This window comes from Kribbella sp. NBC_00482 (genome assembly GCF_036013725.1).
In the GTDB taxonomy this organism is placed as follows: Bacteria; Actinomycetota; Actinomycetes; order Propionibacteriales; family Kribbellaceae; genus Kribbella.
The window spans coordinates 278,388-296,053 of the sequence record NZ_CP107881.1 but is presented as its reverse complement, the minus strand read 5'-3'; the positions used below and the strand labels follow the sequence as shown (position 1 = coordinate 296,053).

The window sequence follows — 17,666 nt, the reverse complement described above, 5'->3', positions numbered from 1 at the left end:
ACAGTCATGAGGTGTGAGATGAGTGCTGTTTCGGCGCTGACGGTGCGTGGGTTCTCCAGGGCGGTGTGGATCCTGGTCATCGCCCGCGCCGTGAACCGGATCGGTGCGTTCACGCTTCCGTTCCTGGGCGTGGTGCTCGCGGTCGAGTTCAAGGCGTCGCTCGGCCAGGTCGGCCTGATCCTCGCGGTCTTCGGTGCCGCGACGATCCCGTCCCGGCTGCTCGGCGGTCAGCTGGCCGATCGCCTCGGTCGCCGCCGTACGATCATCCTCGGTCTGGTGGGGTGTGCGGTTGCTCAGCTGTCGATCGCGCTCAGTCACGCCCTCTGGTCCGCCGTACTCGCGACGATCCTGCTCGGCCTCGCGTTCGAGATCTACGAGCCGCCCAGTCAGGCGATGATCGCCGACGTCACCGAGCCCGAGGACCGCCCCGCCGCCTATGGCTTGTACAGCGCGGCCCTGGCGGCGGCCGGCGTACTGGCAGGTCTGCTCGCAGCCGCGATCAGCCACTGGGACCTCCGCTGGCTCTTCGTCGCGGACGCGATCACCTGCCTGTCCTGCGCCACACTGGTCGCGCTCGCCCTGCCGGCCGACGTACGCCGGGAACGCCCGACGGATCGCCCCGCAGCAGTCTGGCGAGACAGGCGACTTCTACTGCTTCTCGCGGGCGGCACGGTCTTCGCGACGATCTACATGCAGCTCGTCATCGGCGTACCGCTGACGCTGCTCGAACAGGGGCTCCCGAAGTCGGGCACCGGCATCATCCTCGCCGTGTCGGCAGTCACCCTGATCGTCGCCCAACGCGTGCTCCGCGTGCAGCATCTGGACGACTTCCGAGCCATCGCGATCGGCTACGTGCTCGTCGCCGCTGGTCTGGTGGTCAGCGCGTTCGCTCACAACCTCAGCGTGTTCCTGCTCGCGTCGGTCCTGTGGAGCCTCGGCGAACTGTTCCTGCTGACCCGCTACCTGACCCAGGCGTCGGGCCTCGCGCCCGACGAGGCCCGCGGGCGCTACCTCGCGGTCTTCGGCCTGAGCTGGGGTATCGCTACCACGATCGCGCCGATCACCGTCACCCAACTGCTCAAGACTGCAGGCCCGGCAGGCCTCTGGCTCACGACGGCCGGAGCTGCCCTCGTGCTCGCGGCACTCCAACCGTGGTTCAGGAAGCGACTAGCCTGACCGTGATCCCCTTCGCGACCGGGGTGTTGCTGCCCTTCGCCAAATCGTCTGCCGACATCAGCACGTTGGTTTCCGGGTAGTACGCCGCCACGCAGCCACGAGCCGTCGGGTACGAGACCAGCCGGAAGTGCGAGGCCCGCCGTTCGACGCCCTGGAATTCGCTCACGATGTCGACGTACCCGCCGTCCTGCAGGCCGAGCTCGGCCAGGTCGTCGGGGTGCACGAAGACGACATCGCGGGTCCCGTGGATGCCGCGGTACCGGTCCTCGAGGCCGTAGATCGTCGTGTTGAACTGGTCGTGGCTGCGCAACGTCTGCAGCAGCAGTCGGCCAGGCTCCGTCGGCAACCAGGTCAGCTCGTTCGCCGTGAACTGCGCTCGCGCGTCGGACGTCTTGAACTCCCGCTTGTCCCGCGCCGCGTGCGCCAGCAGGAAGCCGCCGTCGCCGTCCCGCAGCCGCTCCTCGAAGTTCTCGTACCCGTCGGCGACCCGCCCGATCCGCTGCCTGATCAGGCTGTAGTCGTCGGCGAAGTCGGCCCACGGAATCTGCCCGACATCCGGTACGACGGACTGCGCCAGCCCGCACACGATCCCGATCTCGGACTTCAGCTCCGGCGCCGGAGGCATCAGATTGCCCTTCGACAGGTGTACGGCGCCCTGTGAGTCCTCGACCGACACCGATTGCGGACCTGCCGCGGTGTGATCGTGATCGGTCCGGCCGAGCGTCGGCAGGATCAGCGCCTCGCGCCCTGTGACGGTGTGGGACCGGTTCAGCTTGGTGGACACGTGCACGGTCAGGTCGCACTGCCGGAGCCCGCGATGCACGACCTCGGTGTCCGGGGTCGCGGACGCGAAGTTGCCACCCATCGCGAAGAACACGCGGACGGCGCCGTCGCGCAGCCGCTTCACGGTCTCCGCCGCGTCGATGCCGTGCACGCGCGGAGAGGTGAACGAGAACTCGTGATCGAGCCGGTCCAGGAAGGTGTCCGGCATCTTCTCCCAGATCCCCATGCTGCGGTCGCCCTGGACGTTCGAGTGGCCGCGCACCGGGCACGGTCCCGCGCCGGGCTTGCCGATGTTTCCCTGCAGGAGCAGCACGTTGACGACCTCGGTGATCGTCGCGACCGCGTCGCGGTGCTGCGTCAGCCCCATCGCCCAAGCAACCACGGTCGCCTTCGACTTGATGAAACGCTGCGCCAGCTCTTCGATCTCGGCCTGCCGCAGCCCGGTGGCCTGCTCGACCGCGGGCCAGTCGAGCTCGGTGTTGTGCTTGGCGTACAGCTCGAAGCCGCTGGTGTGCGACTCGATGAACGACTTGTCCAGCACGGTGCCCGGGTTCGCGGCCTCGGCCTCGAGCAGAAGGTGGCCGAGGGCAAGGAACAGGGCCTGGTCGCCGCCGATCCGGATCCGCAGGTGCTGGTCGGCCAGCTGCGTGCCCTTGCCGACCAGGCCGCGTGGCTTCTGGGGGTTCATGAACTTCATCAGGCCCGGCTCGGGCAGCGGGTTCACCGCGACGATCGCGGCGCCGTTGCGCTTGGCGACCTCGAGGTGGCTGAGCATCCGCGGCGCGTTCGTGCCCGGGTTCTGCCCGACGACCACGATCAGCTCGGACTCCTCGAGCATCTTCAGGGTGACCGCGCCCTTGCCGCTGCCGACCACCCGGAGCAGCGCCGTACCGGACGACTCGTGGCACATGTTCGAGCAGTCGGGGAGGTTGTTGGTGCCGTAGGCGCGGACGAACAGCTGGTACAGGAACGCGGCCTCGTTGCTGGTCCGGCCGGAGGTGTAGAAGACGGCGTCGTTCGGGTCGACGAGGGCCTTCAGGTGCCGGGCGACGACCTGGAACGCCTCTTCCCAGCCGATCGGCTCGTAGTGCGTGGCGCCGGCCCGCAGCAGCATCGGCTCGGTGATCCGGCCGAGCTTGCCGAGGTCGAACTCGGAGATCCGGTCGATGTCCGCGACCGAGTTCTCGGCGAAGAACGCCCGCGGCACCCGCTTGCGGGTCGCCTCCCAGGCCACCGCCTTCGCGCCGTTCTCACAGAACTCGGCGGCGTGCTTGTGCTCCGGATCCGGCCAGGCGCAGGAGGGGCAGTCGAACCCGCGGTCCTGGTTCATCTTCAGGAAGGCGCGGCCGGTGCGCACCGGCCCCATCTCGCGGAGACCGAACTTGAACGACGACAGCACGGCGGGCACGCCGGCGGCCTTCTGCTTCGGCTGTTCGATATCGACCATGTTTCAACAATAGGTCCACCTATCGTGACGCGCCGCTTTGATAGCCACGGTTGTGGATAAGTAGCTTGTCGGGCCATGCCGCTGTGTTGGGTTGTGTGCTCGCATCCCATAGTGCGCCGAGGCCCTGATTTCTACAGTCATCGGCCATGGAGACCCGTCGAGCCCTCGTCACCGGCGCAGCGTCCGGTATCGGCGCCGCGTGCGCCCAGCGCCTGGCCGCGGACGGCGTCCACGTGGTGGCCGTCGACTTCGACCAGGCCGGTCTGGACGCGCTGGACGGCGTCGAGACGGTCGTGGCCGACCTGTCCGACCTGGAGCGGCTGTCCGACCTCCCCACGGACGTGGACATCCTGGTGAACAACGCCGGCGTACAGCAGGTTGCACCGGTCGAGCAGTTTCCGCCGGAGCGGTTCAGCTACATCCTGCGGCTGATGCTGGAGGCGCCGTTCCGGCTGATCCGGCAGACGCTCCCACACATGTACGGCGCCGGCTGGGGCCGGGTGGTGAACATCAGCTCGGTCCACGGCCTCCGCGCCAGCCCGTTCAAGGCGGCCTACGTCTCTGCGAAGCACGGACTGGAAGGACTCAGCAAGGTCGTCGCACTGGAAGGTGCTGCGCACGGTGTGACCAGCAACTGCGTGAACCCGGCGTACGTCCGGACGCCGCTGGTCACTGCGCAACTGGCGGACCAGGCCGCGACACACGGCCTGTCCGAGGCAGAGGTGCTGGACAAGGTCCTGCTCGAGCCGGTCGCGGTGAAGCGGCTGATCGAACCGGCCGAAGTGGCGGAGCTGGTGGCCATGCTGTGCGGCCCCGCGTCCGCCTCCATCACGGGGAGCTCGTTCGTACTCGACGGCGGTTGGACCGCCCACTAATTCAGGAGCCCGCCCAATGACAGCTACAGAACCAGTGCGTACCCGTTCGTCGATCGTCCGGGTGGTCGGCGCGAGTCTCGTCGGTACGACGGTCGAGTGGTACGACTTCTTCCTGTACGGGGTCGCCGCATCGGTGGTGTTCGGCGACCTCTTCTTCCCGAAAGGCGAGGAGCTCACCGGAACGCTGCTGAGCTTCGCCACGTTCGCGGTCGGCTTCTTCGCCCGTCCGATCGGTGGCGTCGTGTTCGGGCACTTCGGTGACCGGCTCGGCCGCAAGCAGTTGCTGGTGCTCTCGCTGCTCATGATGGGTGTTGCCACATTCGCGATCGGTCTGCTGCCGACGTACGCACAGGTCGGTGCACTCGCCCCCATCCTGCTCACAGTGCTCCGGCTCATCCAGGGGTTCGCGCTGGGTGGTGAATGGGGAGGCGCAGTACTGATCGTGTCGGAGCATGGTGATCCGGCACGGCGTGGCTTCTGGGCGTCCTGGCCGCAGGCCGGTGCGCCAGCGGGCCAGCTGATCGCCAACGGAGTACTGGCCGGGCTGGCTGCGTTCCAGACGGATGCGGACTTCAACTCGTGGGGCTGGCGCATCCCGTTCCTCTTGTCCGCAGTACTGGTGTTCGTGGGGCTGTGGGTGCGGCTGCGCATCGAGGAGTCACCTGTCTTCCAGGAGGCGCGCGCTCGTTCGCAGGAGGAGCCGGCGGAAAGGCTGCCGATTCTCGAGGTCCTCACGCGGTACCCACGTGAGGTGCTGACCGCGATGGGTGCGCGGATGGCGGAGAACGTCAGCTACTACATCTTCACCATCGTGATCGCGACGTACGCGAAGGAACAGCTCGGCATGGGCAAGTCGTTCGCGCTGAACGCCGTACTGATCGCCGCAGCCGTGCACTTCTTCGCCATTCCGCTCTGGGGCGCGCTGTCGGACCGCATCGGCCGTAAGCCCGTGTACCTCATCGGTGCGGTCGGTGTCGGCGTCTGGGCGTTCGTGTTCATCGCACTGGTGGACACTCGCAACTTCGCTCTCGCGACACTGGCTGTGACGGGCGGTCTGGTGCTGCACGGTGCGATGTACGGGCCGCAGGCGTCGTTCTTCACTGAACTGTTCGGCACGCGGGTGCGGTACTCCGGTGTCTCGGTCGGCTACCAGCTCGCATCGATCGTCGCGGGCGGTCTGGCGCCGTTCATCGCGGTCGCGCTGCTCAAGGCGTACGACTCCGGGTACGCGATCTCTGTGTACGTCGCGGCCTGTGCGGTCATCTCGATCGTCGCGGTGACGTCGTACTCCGAAACACATCGTCGGGACCTCACTACGCTGTAGAACCATGGAAGAGCTTCTGCGGCTGCTGGCCGAGGACGCGTCCGGGAGCGAGCTGGCCCGGGCGGCGGGCGAGGACGCGGTGGCACGCGACCTCGCCCTGCGGATCCGGGCGGGCATGGACGCCAGCAAGAAGCGTGAGGCCGAGCTGTCCGCACTGGTCGACGTAGCGCGCGAGCTGGCGTCCGCCCGCGATCCGGGCGGCGTACTGCACACCATCGTCCACCGCGCCCGCACCCTCGTCGGAACGGACGTCGCGTACCTGACCCTGTACGACGAGACCCGTGGCGACACGTACATGCGGGCCACCGACGGCTCCGTCTCTGCCGCCTTCCAGCAGTTGCGGCTGCCGCTCGGTGCAGGACTCGGCGGACTGGTCGCGGAGACCTACAAGCCGTATTGGACCGCGGACTACCCGTCGGACCGACGCTTTCGGCACACCACACCGATCGACGACGCGGTCGGCGAGGAGGGGCTCGTAGCGATCTGCGGTACGCCGTTGGTGGTCGACGGAGCGTTCGTCGGTGTGCTGTTCGCGTCCAACCGGACACGGCGCCCGTTCAGTCGTGATGAGGTGTCGCTCCTCGGTTCACTGTCCACACTGGCCGCGGTGACTCTGGTGCAGGTACGTGCGGCGGCGGAGACCGCTGCGGCACTGGACCAGCTGTCTGCTGCGCACGCCGGCGTCGAGCACGCAGCCGCCGCGCATGACCGTTTTGCCGAGATCGTGTTGTCCGGCGGGGATGTGGACGCGATCGCCGCCGCACTGGCCGAGCTGCTCGACATGTGGGTCGTGCTGGTCGATGCCAGCGGCAACGAGCTGGCAGCTGCCGGGAGCGTCCCAGGTACGCCGGTGCCGTGGCAGGAGTCCGAGTCCGGTCGATTGACTCGCATCGGTGACTGCTGGGTCGTAGCGGCGACTGCCAAGCGCGAACGGCTCGGTGCACTGGTCATTGGCGGTGCTGACGACCTGTCCGGTGCAGACCAGCGCATCGTCGAGCGTGCAGCCGTTGTGACCGCACTGGTCCTGCTGTTCCGCCGACAGGCCGCTGAGCAGTCCCAACGTGCACAGGCAGACCTGCTGGCCGACGTACTGAGTGGAAGCGCCGATCCGCGCGCTCTGACCGATCGACTCCGCTTGCTCGCCCCAAGCCATCGGCACGATCGCCTGGTCGTCGCAGTGTGCCGTGGCGACCACACCGCCGTACGCGCACGGCTGTCCGCACCACTGGAAGACAGACTGGTGCTGTCCGGTCCGTACGGCGGGGACCTGGTGTTGCTGTTTGCTCGTACGAATGCTGGGTCAACCGCACGCGACCTGTCCGAGCTGGCCAAGCGCACCGGCGTGACGATCGCTGTCACCGGCCCGGCGGCCTGGGGCGAGCTCTTGGTCGAGGCACACCGACAGGCGACTCGCCTGGTCACGACGATGGTCCGCCTGGGCCGCTTCTGTGAATCCGCCACACCTGACGACCTGGGTGTGGCAGGCCTGGTCGGTGCGTCCGAGGTCGACGTACGCACCCACGTGCACCATGTGCTCGGCAAGGTCCTCGACTACGACACCCAGCGAGGCACCGACCTGATCGGCACACTGCAGGCGTACTTCGCCGCCGGCCAGAGCCCGACCCGGGCCGCCACGTCACTCCACATCCACCCCAACACGGTGCAGCAGCGACTCGACCGCATCACCGCCTTGCTAGGGGACGGCTGGCAGTCGCCGGACCGCGCACTGGACGTCCAGGTAGCCCTCCGCCTCCATTCCGCCGTCGGCTGATCGTTTACGGCACCAGAACGAGACGTACTGCGCGCATATCTTTCTCTCCTCGTGGTGTCTGGGAACTGCACCACTCTCGGAGAGCTACGCTCTGCTGGGAAGTACGTACCGCACGACGAGGAGAGCCATGGCTACCCGCACCGCAGCCCAGCGCCGCGAAGAGGCAGCCGGACCGTCCCCGTCCGCGTCGACTACGACCTCACGCCCCTGGGCCGCACCCTGATGCCACTCATCTCAGCCACCAAGTCCTGGGCCGAGTCCCACATGCCCGAGGTAACCACCGCCCGCACCACCTACGACAACACGAGCGCCCCAGCATGACCACGTCGGACGGGTCTGATCGTCGGGTTGTGGTGGTTGTTGTGCCGGCTGCTGGGACTTGGGCTCCGCCTGGCAGGGACCCGGACGCCTGGCGATTGGCGATGGCCGAGGACACGTACGAGGTGATCGCCGCGCTCGACAGAGTCGATGTCGCGGCCGCGGTCGCCGGCGACGAGAACGCTGTCGCTGAGGTACGCGCACTGACGTGGCCCGGCACCCCGACGTACGCCGTCGATCCCGATCGACCCGTCCTGCATGCAGTGGAGCTCGCCGGCCCCGCCGCAGCGGTCGTCGCGGTGTCGCACGACGTACCCGACCTTCCTGGACTGCTCATCGGCAAACTCTTCCGTGCCCTGAGCAACGCCGACGTCGCCGTCACACCCGCCGAGGACGGCTCACTGGCCGCCGTCGGCGTGAAGCTCCCCGTCGCCGACTGGCTCGTCGAGCTCGCCCCGACCTTCGACACCCCACTCGAACTCCTCGAGGCCCGCAAACCCCGCCGCCACGCCGTCGCAATCGGTCCCGGCTGGCACCGTCTGCGATCGAACGTTGACCTAGCGCGACTGGATCCGGGCCTCGAAGGCTGGGATGCGACAAGATCCCTACTTCGTCACTCCTGACCCGTCACCTTCGCCCCACCCGCTCGTTCACCATGCAACGGGGAACACGGGGATCCCCAGCTGATCGCCGATGCCGTTCAGGGGCGGCACGCGACGACGACCCGACCGCACCGGGGGGATGCGGCGCGGGCCTGCCACACAACGGGGATCGCACCACCACACGGGGATCGCACCAGAACGGCGTGCCGCAGTCGGGGGACTGCCGCACACCGGCCGCACCAGGGGGACACGGGGAACGCTGCACCAACGGGGATCACGGGGACGCACGACACGGGGTTGCGGGGGACGCAGTACGACGGGGTTGAGGTACAAGGGGCCGCAGGGCTGGGGATGAGGGGGTGCCCTGCTGTGGGGAGGTGGGCCGGCCAACTCTGGTCGGCCCACAGGGAAGCCTCACGATGGCCGGCCGATGCGCGATTGCCTACTCAGCCAGCGGTTCAACCCTGGAACCTCGTGGTTGAAACCGCACACGGATCGCACCAGAAGCCGAACAGCAGCACCGACCGGCCGACTGTGGTGGCGGCAAGGAACGGCATGTAGTCGCCGCACTGTGGGCAGATCGGATGCGTTTCGGGCGATCGCCACCGCGGGAGACCGCCAACCTGGTGATGTGTCGCGGTAGGTATCGCGGGCATGGTGACGCCGGTCTGGTTGGGGTGTGGCGTCAGCACCATCGAGCGTTCGGCGGGAACCAGCCGAGGCTCGACAGCCGCAGGGCCTTGCGGGTTGAAGTACACCTGCGTGTCCGCGCCGATGAACCGCACGGTGGTGATGTCGACCTCGTCGCACTCACACGCGAACCAGAAGAACGACGGATCGCAGCTCAGCTCCTGCGGCAGATCGGCCGCGGACAACGTGAGGATGCGCTCGGCCGGCGTACCGCAGTCGGCACACAACGGGACCTCAGCCGGCCAAGCGCCGCCGATCACATGATTGCTCTCTCCCTTGTCTGCGACGAATCCCATGAACGCGGGACGATGACCAGCGGGCTTCCCCCGCTCGGGCAGCCGTCCGGCCAGCGGCATCAGCCAGTCGAAGTCGTCCGGATCCGGTACGTCGTACCGCACGGAGGTGATCAGATCCGCCGCATGCTCAGTGCGGATCAGCGCCAGGCTCCACAGGTCGGTCAGGTCGCGGTCCCTGTTCCAGCGCTCCAGAAGCGCATCGGCCACCGCATCATCGGCTCCGCACAGGAGCGCCTGCCGGATGGCGGGGTGCTCGATGAGTTCCACGTACGGCCGCAGCCGCCCGGGGAAGTAGGTCGCGATCGTGAAGAGGACCGAGGAGTACGGCGAATCACCGCCCAGGTCAGCGTGGTGATCGTGGACGAACCGATCGAGCAGGGCGGGAGGCAGCCACGGGACAAGCCGGGCGGCGGAGGCCGCGACCGCAGGAGTCGCGAGCAGTCGCTCAGCGGCGCGAGTCTTCGCCGCGTGCGCCTCCGGGATCTCCTCGAGGTACGCCGTGAGGTACTCGGCGATGGCACGGTCATCGGTCTCGAGGAGGCACTCCACAGCGGCCCTGACCCCGCCAGGACCATGCTGTCTCAAGAGTGCTGCGATGCCGGCGTTGCGCTCGCGGACGGTCAGAGCTGGGTCGGCGGCGATTCGCTCCACGTCCGCGAGACCGATCATCGTCTGCACTCCTCACCCGATCAGCTGAACAGGCGGCAGATACTGGCAGACCAGGAGGTCGGTCGGCAGGCGATCAGCGGTGTGCGAGGTGGTGCTGTGCTCGGGAGGCCAGTTCCCGGACGGACGTATCCGTGTCCGGTGGGAGCGCGTCGAGCGGGAACCAGGCGAGATCGTGGGATTCCTCGCTCACGACGTACTCCGTGCTCGCTGTCGCGGTGACGAGGAACTGGACGTCGAGGTGGTACGCCCCTGCGCACCCGCCGGCCTGAAGCAGGTGTCGTGAAAGCTGGAGCGGTTCGCGGCTGGCTGTGAGCCCGGGGAGCCCGGACTCCTCGGTTGCTTCCCGCAGAGCTGCGCCGCCGAGCGTGGTGTCGCCGGGCTCGCAGTGGCCGCCGAGCTGGAGCCATCGGCCGACTGTCTTGTGCAAGGTCAGGAGGGTGTTCTGCCCCGTGCCGTCGACGACCAGAGCGCTGGCTGTCACATGCTCCGGTCGGCAGCTCCGCCACATCCCATCCGGATGCGTCGCCAAGTGCTGCAGGTAGTGCGCCCGCAGCTCCTCCTGCTCCGCATCAGGCGCACGCCACCGCTCCAAAACCTCAACCGCATCCCCACGAAGCATTCCGCAAGTCTCCCCACCCCCACCCAAACGCTCTCAAGCGGGGTCCGGCGACCGCTACTTGGTGGGGGTGTCTCCGTCGTCGTCCTGGGGTTTGTCGGACGTTTCTTCGTTGAGGAAGTCGCTGATGTCGATGTCGGAGAGTTCGCCGGCGTGCTGGGCGAAGCCGATCGGGTCGTCCAGGTCGCTGGTGCTCGGCATCAGGTCCGGGTGGGACCAGAGGTTGTCCCGGCCGTCGACACCGCGGGCGTCGCGGACGGCCGCCCACAGGTTCGCGGCGTCACGCAGCCGGCGCGGCCGCAGTTGGAGACCGACGAGAGTCGCGAACGTCTGCTCCGCCGGACCACCGGCGGCGCGGCGACGCCGTACCGTCTCGGCGAGCTGTACCGCAGCGGGCATCCGCTCCTTGGTCGCCTCCCGTACGACGTCGTCGACCCAGCCCTCGACCAGGGCCAGCGTGGTCTCGAGCCGGACGAGCGCCGCCTTCTGCTGCGCCGAGTCCTCGGGCTCGAACAAGCCGCCGGCGAGCGCTTCCTGCATGGCTTCGGGGTTCTGCGGGTCGATGTCGGCCATCGCCCGCTCGATCTTGCCGGTGTCGACCTCGATCCCGGCGGCGTAGTCGGCGACCGCGGCCAGCAGATGCTGGCGCAGCCACGGCACACCGGCGTACAGCCGCTGGTGCGCGACTTCACGCAGCGCGAGGTACAACCGGACGTCCTCGTCGGTCAGCCCGAGGCCGTCGGCGAACTTCGCCACGTTGTCCGGCAGCAGGATCGCCTGGCCGGTCGGACCCAACGGAAGCCCGATGTCGGACGAGCTGACGACCTCGCCGGCGAGCTCGCCGAGACCCTGGCCGACCTGCGCACCGAAGACGGAACCGCCCAGCTGCCGCAGCATCCCCGCCATCGGACCGGCGAACTGCTGCGCCTCGGAGGGCAGCGCGTTGCCCATCGCGCCCGCGACGTGCTCCGCGACCGGATCGACGATCGTCTGCCAGACCGGGAGCGTGTTCTCGACCCACTCGGCGCGGCTCCAGGCCGCGGAGGTCGCGGACACCTCGGGGAGGGTGGTCGCGTCGTTCAGCCAGTGTTCGGCGAGGCGGACCGCGTCCGCGACCCGATCGCCGTCGGTGGACGTCATCGACCGGTCCCCGGCGGTGGAGACGGTCTTGCGGGCAATGTCCTTGGCCAGGTCCCAGTTCACCGGCTTGCCGTCGGTCGAGCCGCTCAGCATCTGCTGGACCTGGGCGAAGATCGCGTTCAGGTCCGGGGTGCCGCCCGCGCCGGCCGCACCGGAGAACTGCTGGAACATGGCCTCGAACGGCGTTCCCTTGAACGGGTTGTCCGGGTTGTCCGGTTCGTCGCTCATCGGAGGGCCTTCCTGTGCGGGTGGGGCGTACAACTCCAACGTACTGGTTCCGTCCATCAGTTCCTCGCTCGGTGAACGCACAACCGTCGCTGTTCGCCGCGGGCAGAGCCTGAAGTCCGGTCCGGCAGGTAGGTGAGGAAGGCAACAGTCTCTCCCGGTGTGTACGCCGCACCACGCACCGCAGCGTCGTACGTCAGGAGGCGGAAAGGGAGGGGATGTCCTGGAAATGGAGGTTGGGAGGGAGAATTGCGGTGCGGGGGATGGAATGGTGTGGTGTGAGCGTGGGGACCTGGCCGGAATGAGGAACGGATGAGCGACGCGATCAGACTGCTGGACATTCGCGACAGTGCGTTGTCGAGCGACGAGGTACTGGCGGCTGTCGCGGACCCGACGGCGGGCGGAACCGCGCTTTTTATCGGCACTGTGCGCAACCACGACCAGGACAAGCCGGTGGACCACTTGAGCTACGAGGCGCACCCGGACGCCCTGGAGCACCTGCGAAAGGTTGCGCAGCGTATTTGTGACGACCCTGCGGTGACGGCGCTGGCCGCCGTGCACCGGACCGGCGACCTGGTGATCGGTGACGCGGCGGTGATCGTGGCGGTGGCGGCCTCGCACCGCGATCTGGCGTTCACTGCCTGCAGGCGGCTGATCGACGACCTCAAGGCCGAGGTTCCGATTTGGAAACACCAGCGCTTCTCCGACGGTGGCAGCGAGTGGGTCGGCGCTCACTGACACGTACGCTGGGCGCATGAAGGTGGCCGGATGAAGGTTTTGGCGTGGCTGGCGTTCCCGCTGGTCGCAACGCTGCTGGCGATGTGCTGGGCGGCGTGGCGCGGGTGGCGCAGCCGTGAGCGCCGTCGGTCCGGCGGCGCCTTCGCCTCGGTCGAGGACTTCCGCCGCTTCAACGCCGCGCTCGCCGCACCAGGCCCACGGGCCACCCCGGAACGTCGCCGCGGCCTGGGTCGTCGTAACCATCAGCCGGTCTCTTCCGAGGTCCGCAGCTCCGGCTCCAAGATCGCAGGGCAGGGTTCGTGACACGTCGTACCGCCACATTGGTCACCTCGATCGTCGTGCTTGTCGTCTCGCTGGGACTGGTCACCGCGTTCCCGGTGCCGTTCGTCTCCTTCAGCCCCGGGCCGGTCAAGGACACCCTGGGATCGTCGAAGAACAAGCCGGTCGTCGAGATCACCGGCCACGACACGTTCCCGACCACGGGCCAGCTCGACCTCACGACTGTGTCCGTGACCTCGCCCGACCGGCAGCTGACACTGCCGCAGGCGATGCGGAACTGGCTCGACCCGCACCACGACCTGTTCCCGCGCGAGATCATCTATCCGCCGGACCAGAGTGCCGACGAGGTGGAGCAGCAGAACACCGCCGAGATGACCGGCTCGCAGGACAGCGCGGTCGCGGCCGCACTCCAGGCCGCGAAGGTTCCGTTCCACACGAAGGTCTCGACGGTCGCGGACAACTCGCCGGCGCAGGGCAAGCTGAAGCCGGGCGACATCGTGCTGGCCGTCGACGGCCAGACGGTGACTCAGGTCCCGCAGGTCGGCGAGTTCGTCCGTAAGCACAAGGTCGGCGAGAACGTCGTCTTCCTGATCCGCCGCGGGACCGCTGAGCAGACCGTCCAGCTGAAGACCGCCGCGACGCCCGGTGAGGAGACCCGGCCGATGGTGGGGATCACGATCGGTGTCGACTCGCAGGTCAAGGTGACGGTCAACCTCGGTCAGGACATCGGCGGCCCCAGTGCGGGCACCGCGTTCGCACTGGCCATTTACGACAAGCTGACCCCGGGCGCGCTGCTGAACGGGAAGCACGTCGCCGGAACCGGAACGATCGACGCGCTCGGCCAGGTCGGCGCGATCGGCGGTATCCAGCAGAAGATCGCCGGTGCCCGGAACGACGGCGCGACGGTGTTCCTGGTCCCGGCGCCGAACTGTGCGGCCGCACTGCACGCCGGCGTGAAGGGCATCCAGTTGGTGAAGATCAGCACGCTGACCGACGCCATCAACGGCCTGCAGGCGATCGCGGACGGCAAGGGAGATGTCCCGTCGTGCAGCCAATGAGCGACAGGTACGAACTGGTGAGCCGAAGGGAAGATCAGCCGGCATGGATTCCGTAGGAACGCTGCCACCGGACGCGCTCAGCCGCGCGGTGGTCGAGATCGAGAAGCACGTGAGCAGCGCGGGCTGGGACCAGCCCGCGCAGTTGTTCGCGCTGGTTCCGACGGCGGACCTGCTGCGCGCCGAACCCCACCTTGCCGCCGAACTCGGCGCCGAGGACGCTTCGCAGCCACTGACCCCGGTCGCCCAGGGCGAGCTTCCCGGCGGCGTCGAGGACGACCACCTCGCCGACACCCTGGGCCGGATCGAATGGCCGGACGGCGTCGCCGGCTGCGCCCTGGCGATCGAGCGGATTGTGCTTCCGGCAGCGGCCGAGTCCGGCCTGCCCAGCGTCGAGTCGGACGCCGAGCTGGCCCGGCTGGCCGGCAGCGATCCGCGCCGGCACGAGGTCCGGATGGTCGCGGCGGTGCTCCGGGAAGGAACCCGGTTCGGCGCCGTCCGGTTGCGTGCCCACGACGAGGACAGCGCAGTGCTCACCGGTATCGACTTGGTCCCCACGCTGTGCGAAGTACTGTCTTTGACATTCGAACCTTCGGCAGGCATCCGGTCGGGCGAGGGTCCTGGGGTCGACGGCATGAGCGACGACGAGGAGAAGCGACCATGAGCGACGGCGTCTATGACATGCCGGAAGAGCCGCCGGCCCGCAGGAACCGGCGAACAGGCGGACGCCCCCGTGCTCTGCTGCCGACGATCGCCACACTGATCGTCCTGCTCATCCTCTTCAGCGTCTTCACCGACGTCTGGACCCAGCGGCTCTGGTACCGATCGGTCGACCTCGGCTCGGTGTTCAGCACGGTGCTCGGCACCCGTGTGCTGCTGTTCGTGATCGTCGGTCTGCTGATGGCGGCCGCGGTCGTCGCGAACGTCATCGTCGCCTTCCGCACCCGTCCCCGGGTGGCACTGGCCCCGTCGCCGAGCCCTGGCTTCGAGCGGTACGGCGATCTGCTGCAGCAGCACGGGAAGATCGCGGTCGGCGTCGTCGCGACCCTGATGCTGATCTTCGGTGGCTCGGCAGCGTCGGGGGAGTGGAAGGTCTTCCTGGCCTGGCGGAACCGGACCCCCTTCGGCGTCACCGACAAGCACTTCAACAAGGACATCGCGTTCTTCGTCTTCGACTACCCGTGGCTGCGCGTGCTGCTCGGCTTCGGCTACTCGATCGTCCTGCTGTCGCTGGTCGCCGCGATCATCACGCACTACCTGTACGGCGGTTTCCGCCCGTCCGCCAAGGGCCAGAAGGCCTCCGGCGCGGCGCAGGTGCAGTTCTCGGTGCTGCTCGGTCTCCTCGTCCTGCTCAAGGCCTTCAGCTACTGGCTGGACCGGTTCGGTCTCACGACCTCGGACGCCAAGCTGTTCACCGGTGTGTCCTACACCGGCGACCATGCCATCCTGCCGAGCAAGGAGATCCTGGCCGTCATCGCGGTCCTGTGTGCGGTCTTGTTCTTCGCCAACGTGGTCCGCCGAACCTGGCTGCTTCCCGGCGTGGGCACGGTCGTACTGATCCTGTCGGCGATCCTCCTCGGTGCGCTCTGGCCGGCCGCGCTCCAGCAGTTGCGGGTGCGACCGAGCGAGCCGGTGAAGGAAGCGCCGTACATCGAGAAGAACATCCAGGCCACGCGTCAGGCGTACGGGCTCGAGGGCACCGACGTCACCGAGTACAAGGCGACGACCACGGCGAAGCCGGAGGAACTGACCGCGGATGCCGAAGTTCTGCCGGGTATCCGGCTGATCGACCCGACCGTGATCGGCCCGACCTTCGAGCAGCTCCAGCAGGTCCGTGGCTTCTACTCGTTCCCGACCGATCTCGACGTCGACCGGTACAAGATCAAGGGCAAGGTCATGGACACGGTCCTCGCGGTCCGCGAGGTCCAGGTCGACCGGCTGCCGGCCGGGCAGCGCAACTGGAACAACGACCACACCGTCTATACCCACGGCTACGGAGTAGTCGCCGCGAACGGGAACCAGTCGCAGGGCGGTACGCCGGTGTGGACCGAGAAGGACCTGCCACCGACCGGCGAGCTCGGCAAGTACGAGCCGCGGATCTACTTCGGTGAGCAGTCGCCGGACTACTCGATCGTCGGCGCCCCCGAGGGCGGCCAGAAGGTCGAGCTCGACACGCCGGAAGGACAGACCGGCGGCGACCCGACGCTGAACACCTATGAAGGCAAGGGTGGCGTCCCGATCGGCTCGTTCGGCAACCGGTTGCTGTATGCAACAAAGTTCCGGGACGCGAACATCCTGCTGTCCAGCCGGGTGAACCCGCAGTCGAAGATCCTCTACGACCGCACCCCGCGCGAGCGGGTCGAGAAGGCGGCCCCGTGGCTGACGCCGGACGGTGACCCGTACCCGGCGATCGTCGACGGCCAGGTGGTCTGGATCGTCGATGGCTACACCACCTCGGACAACTACCCGTACTCCGAGAAGGTCGACCTCGACGTCAGCACCCGGGACACGACCACCGGTCGCGGGACGATCGCACAGCAGCCGAGCGAGAAGATCAACTACATCCGCAACTCGGTCAAGGCTGTCGTCAACGCCTTCGACGGCTCGGTCGAGCTGTACGCGTGGGACGACAAGGACCCGCTGCTGAAGACCTGGATGAAGGCGTTCCCCGGCACGGTGAAGCCGCGCTCGGACATCTCGCCGGACCTGATGTCGCACCTGCGGTACCCGGAGGACATGTTCAAGGTGCAGCGCGACCTGCTCGCGAAGTACCACGTCGAGGACGCCGGCACCTGGTACCAGAACAGCGACCTGTGGCGAGTGCCGGACGACCCGACCGCGGTCTCGTCCGGTGGTGACTCGGCGACGCATATCAGCCAGCCTCCCTTCTATCTGTCGTTGCGGATGCCCGGTCAGACCGAGCCGAAGTTCTCGCTGACGTCGGTGTACGTGCCGAACGGTGAACGGGAGAACCTCACGGCGTTCATGGCCGTCGATGCCGAGGCCACCTCGCCGGACTACGGCAAGTTCCGGGTCTTGCGATTGCCGGGGAACCTGCAGATACCTGGTCCGGGGCAGGTCTACAACAAGTTCCAGACCGACGAGAGCATCAGACAGGCGTTGCTGCCGATCAACCAGCCGAACAGCGGGGCAAGAGCGCAGTACGGCAACTTGCTGACGCTGCCGCTCGGCGGTGGTCTGCTCTACGTCCAGCCGGTCTACTCGGTGCGGACCAGCGGACCGGGTAGTTACCCAGTCCTCCGGTACGTCCTGGTGTCCTTCGGTGACGGCGTGGCCTACGGCTCGACGTTGCAGGAAGCCCTCACCAAGGTCTTCAAGACCACCGTCGATACCGGTGAGCTGCCTCCAGGAACCCAGAAACCGCCTACGACACAGCAACCGAACCAGACGGTCAAGCAGGCCATCGCCGACGCACAGGCCGCATGGACCCGCGCGCAGACAGCCCTCAAGAACGGCGACCTGGCCGGCTACCAGACGAACCTCAACCAGATGAAGGCCGCGCTCGACCGTGCCGCTGCCGGTGCAGCGGAGACGCCCGCCGCGACACCATCGGCAACGCCGTCCGCGAATCCGTCGAACCCACCGGCCTCGACGACACCGACGAGCCCACCGACGTCACCAGCAGGCTGATCCGGCGGGTG

Annotated in this window: 15 protein-coding genes; 11 read left to right on the top strand and 4 right to left on the bottom strand. The window is 67.9% G+C overall.

The genetic code is table 11. The features are described 5' to 3' along the window. Positions 1-18 precede the first annotated feature (18 nt). On the top strand, positions 19-1,176 hold the full coding sequence (locus tag OHB24_RS01420; RefSeq protein ID WP_327637076.1) for an MFS transporter: 1,158 nt from the start codon (positions 19-21) through the stop codon (positions 1,174-1,176). Here OHB24_RS01420 and OHB24_RS01415 read toward each other — a convergent pair. After that, complete coding sequence (locus OHB24_RS01415; protein ID WP_327637074.1) at positions 1,157-3,406, bottom strand: FdhF/YdeP family oxidoreductase; 2,250 nt, start codon at positions 3,404-3,406, stop codon at positions 1,157-1,159. The genes OHB24_RS01420 and OHB24_RS01415 overlap by 20 nt on opposite strands. A 146-nt stretch (positions 3,407-3,552) precedes the next feature. On the opposite strand from OHB24_RS01415, the gene OHB24_RS01410 reads away from it, so the two are divergent. From OHB24_RS01410 to OHB24_RS01390, 5 genes are all read left to right on the top strand, one after another. Then, a complete protein-coding gene (locus tag OHB24_RS01410) occupies positions 3,553-4,281 on the top strand; it encodes a 3-hydroxybutyrate dehydrogenase (RefSeq protein ID WP_327637072.1) in 729 nt (242 codons plus the stop codon). A 16-nt stretch (positions 4,282-4,297) separates the two neighbouring features. Continuing rightward, entirely contained in the window at positions 4,298-5,605 is a 1,308-nt protein-coding gene (locus OHB24_RS01405) for an MFS transporter (protein WP_327637071.1), read from the top strand. 4 nt (positions 5,606-5,609) lie between these two features. After that, entirely contained in the window at positions 5,610-7,376 is a 1,767-nt protein-coding gene (locus tag OHB24_RS01400; protein ID WP_327637070.1) for a helix-turn-helix domain-containing protein, read from the top strand. A gap of 51 nt (positions 7,377-7,427) precedes the next feature. Next, on the top strand, positions 7,428-7,697 hold the full coding sequence (locus tag OHB24_RS01395; protein WP_327637069.1) for a winged helix-turn-helix transcriptional regulator: 270 nt from the start codon (positions 7,428-7,430) through the stop codon (positions 7,695-7,697). Positions 7,698-7,798: 101 nt separating this feature from the next. Beyond that, complete coding sequence (locus OHB24_RS01390; protein ID WP_327637068.1) at positions 7,799-8,317, top strand: DUF2064 domain-containing protein; 519 nt, start codon at positions 7,799-7,801, stop codon at positions 8,315-8,317. Positions 8,318-8,754: 437 nt separating this feature from the next. Here the strand turns inward: OHB24_RS01390 and OHB24_RS01385 are convergent, their stop codons facing one another. The 3 genes from OHB24_RS01385 to OHB24_RS01375 all read right to left on the bottom strand — a co-directional run bounded on the left by OHB24_RS01385 (position 8,755) and on the right by OHB24_RS01375 (position 11,935). Then, positions 8,755-9,951 carry a hypothetical protein gene (locus OHB24_RS01385; RefSeq protein ID WP_327637067.1) on the bottom strand — a complete coding sequence of 399 codons (1,197 nt, stop codon included), beginning with the start codon at positions 9,949-9,951 and terminating at the stop codon, positions 8,755-8,757. Positions 9,952-10,024: 73 nt separating this feature from the next. Then, positions 10,025-10,570 (bottom strand): NUDIX hydrolase, encoded by a 546-nt coding sequence (locus OHB24_RS01380; protein WP_327637066.1) that lies wholly within the window; start codon positions 10,568-10,570, stop codon positions 10,025-10,027. Positions 10,571-10,624: 54 nt separating this feature from the next. Beyond that, positions 10,625-11,935 (bottom strand): zinc-dependent metalloprotease, encoded by a 1,311-nt coding sequence (locus OHB24_RS01375; RefSeq protein WP_327637065.1) that lies wholly within the window; start codon positions 11,933-11,935, stop codon positions 10,625-10,627. A 309-nt stretch (positions 11,936-12,244) separates the two neighbouring features. Between OHB24_RS01375 and OHB24_RS01370 the strand changes: the two genes are divergently transcribed. The 5 genes from OHB24_RS01370 to OHB24_RS01350 are packed head-to-tail and all read left to right on the top strand — an operon-like array spanning position 12,245 to position 17,655. Beyond that, on the top strand, positions 12,245-12,670 hold the full coding sequence (locus tag OHB24_RS01370; protein ID WP_327637064.1) for a molybdenum cofactor biosynthesis protein MoaE: 426 nt from the start codon (positions 12,245-12,247) through the stop codon (positions 12,668-12,670). Between the two features lie 30 nt (positions 12,671-12,700). Beyond that, positions 12,701-12,973: a hypothetical protein gene (locus OHB24_RS01365; protein WP_327637063.1), complete on the top strand. Its 273-nt coding sequence runs from the start codon at positions 12,701-12,703 to the stop codon at positions 12,971-12,973. Next, positions 12,970-14,007, top strand: a complete 1,038-nt coding sequence (locus tag OHB24_RS01360) for a YlbL family protein (protein WP_327637062.1) — start codon at positions 12,970-12,972, stop codon at positions 14,005-14,007. The genes OHB24_RS01365 and OHB24_RS01360 overlap by 4 nt, the downstream gene beginning before the upstream one ends. Before the next feature lie 43 nt (positions 14,008-14,050). Next, positions 14,051-14,668 carry a PPA1309 family protein gene (locus OHB24_RS01355; RefSeq protein ID WP_327637061.1) on the top strand — a complete coding sequence of 206 codons (618 nt, stop codon included), beginning with the start codon at positions 14,051-14,053 and terminating at the stop codon, positions 14,666-14,668. Further along, positions 14,665-17,655, top strand: a complete 2,991-nt coding sequence (locus tag OHB24_RS01350; RefSeq protein WP_327637060.1) for a UPF0182 family membrane protein — start codon at positions 14,665-14,667, stop codon at positions 17,653-17,655. The genes OHB24_RS01355 and OHB24_RS01350 overlap by 4 nt, the downstream gene beginning before the upstream one ends. The last annotated feature ends 11 nt before the right edge of the window (positions 17,656-17,666 follow it).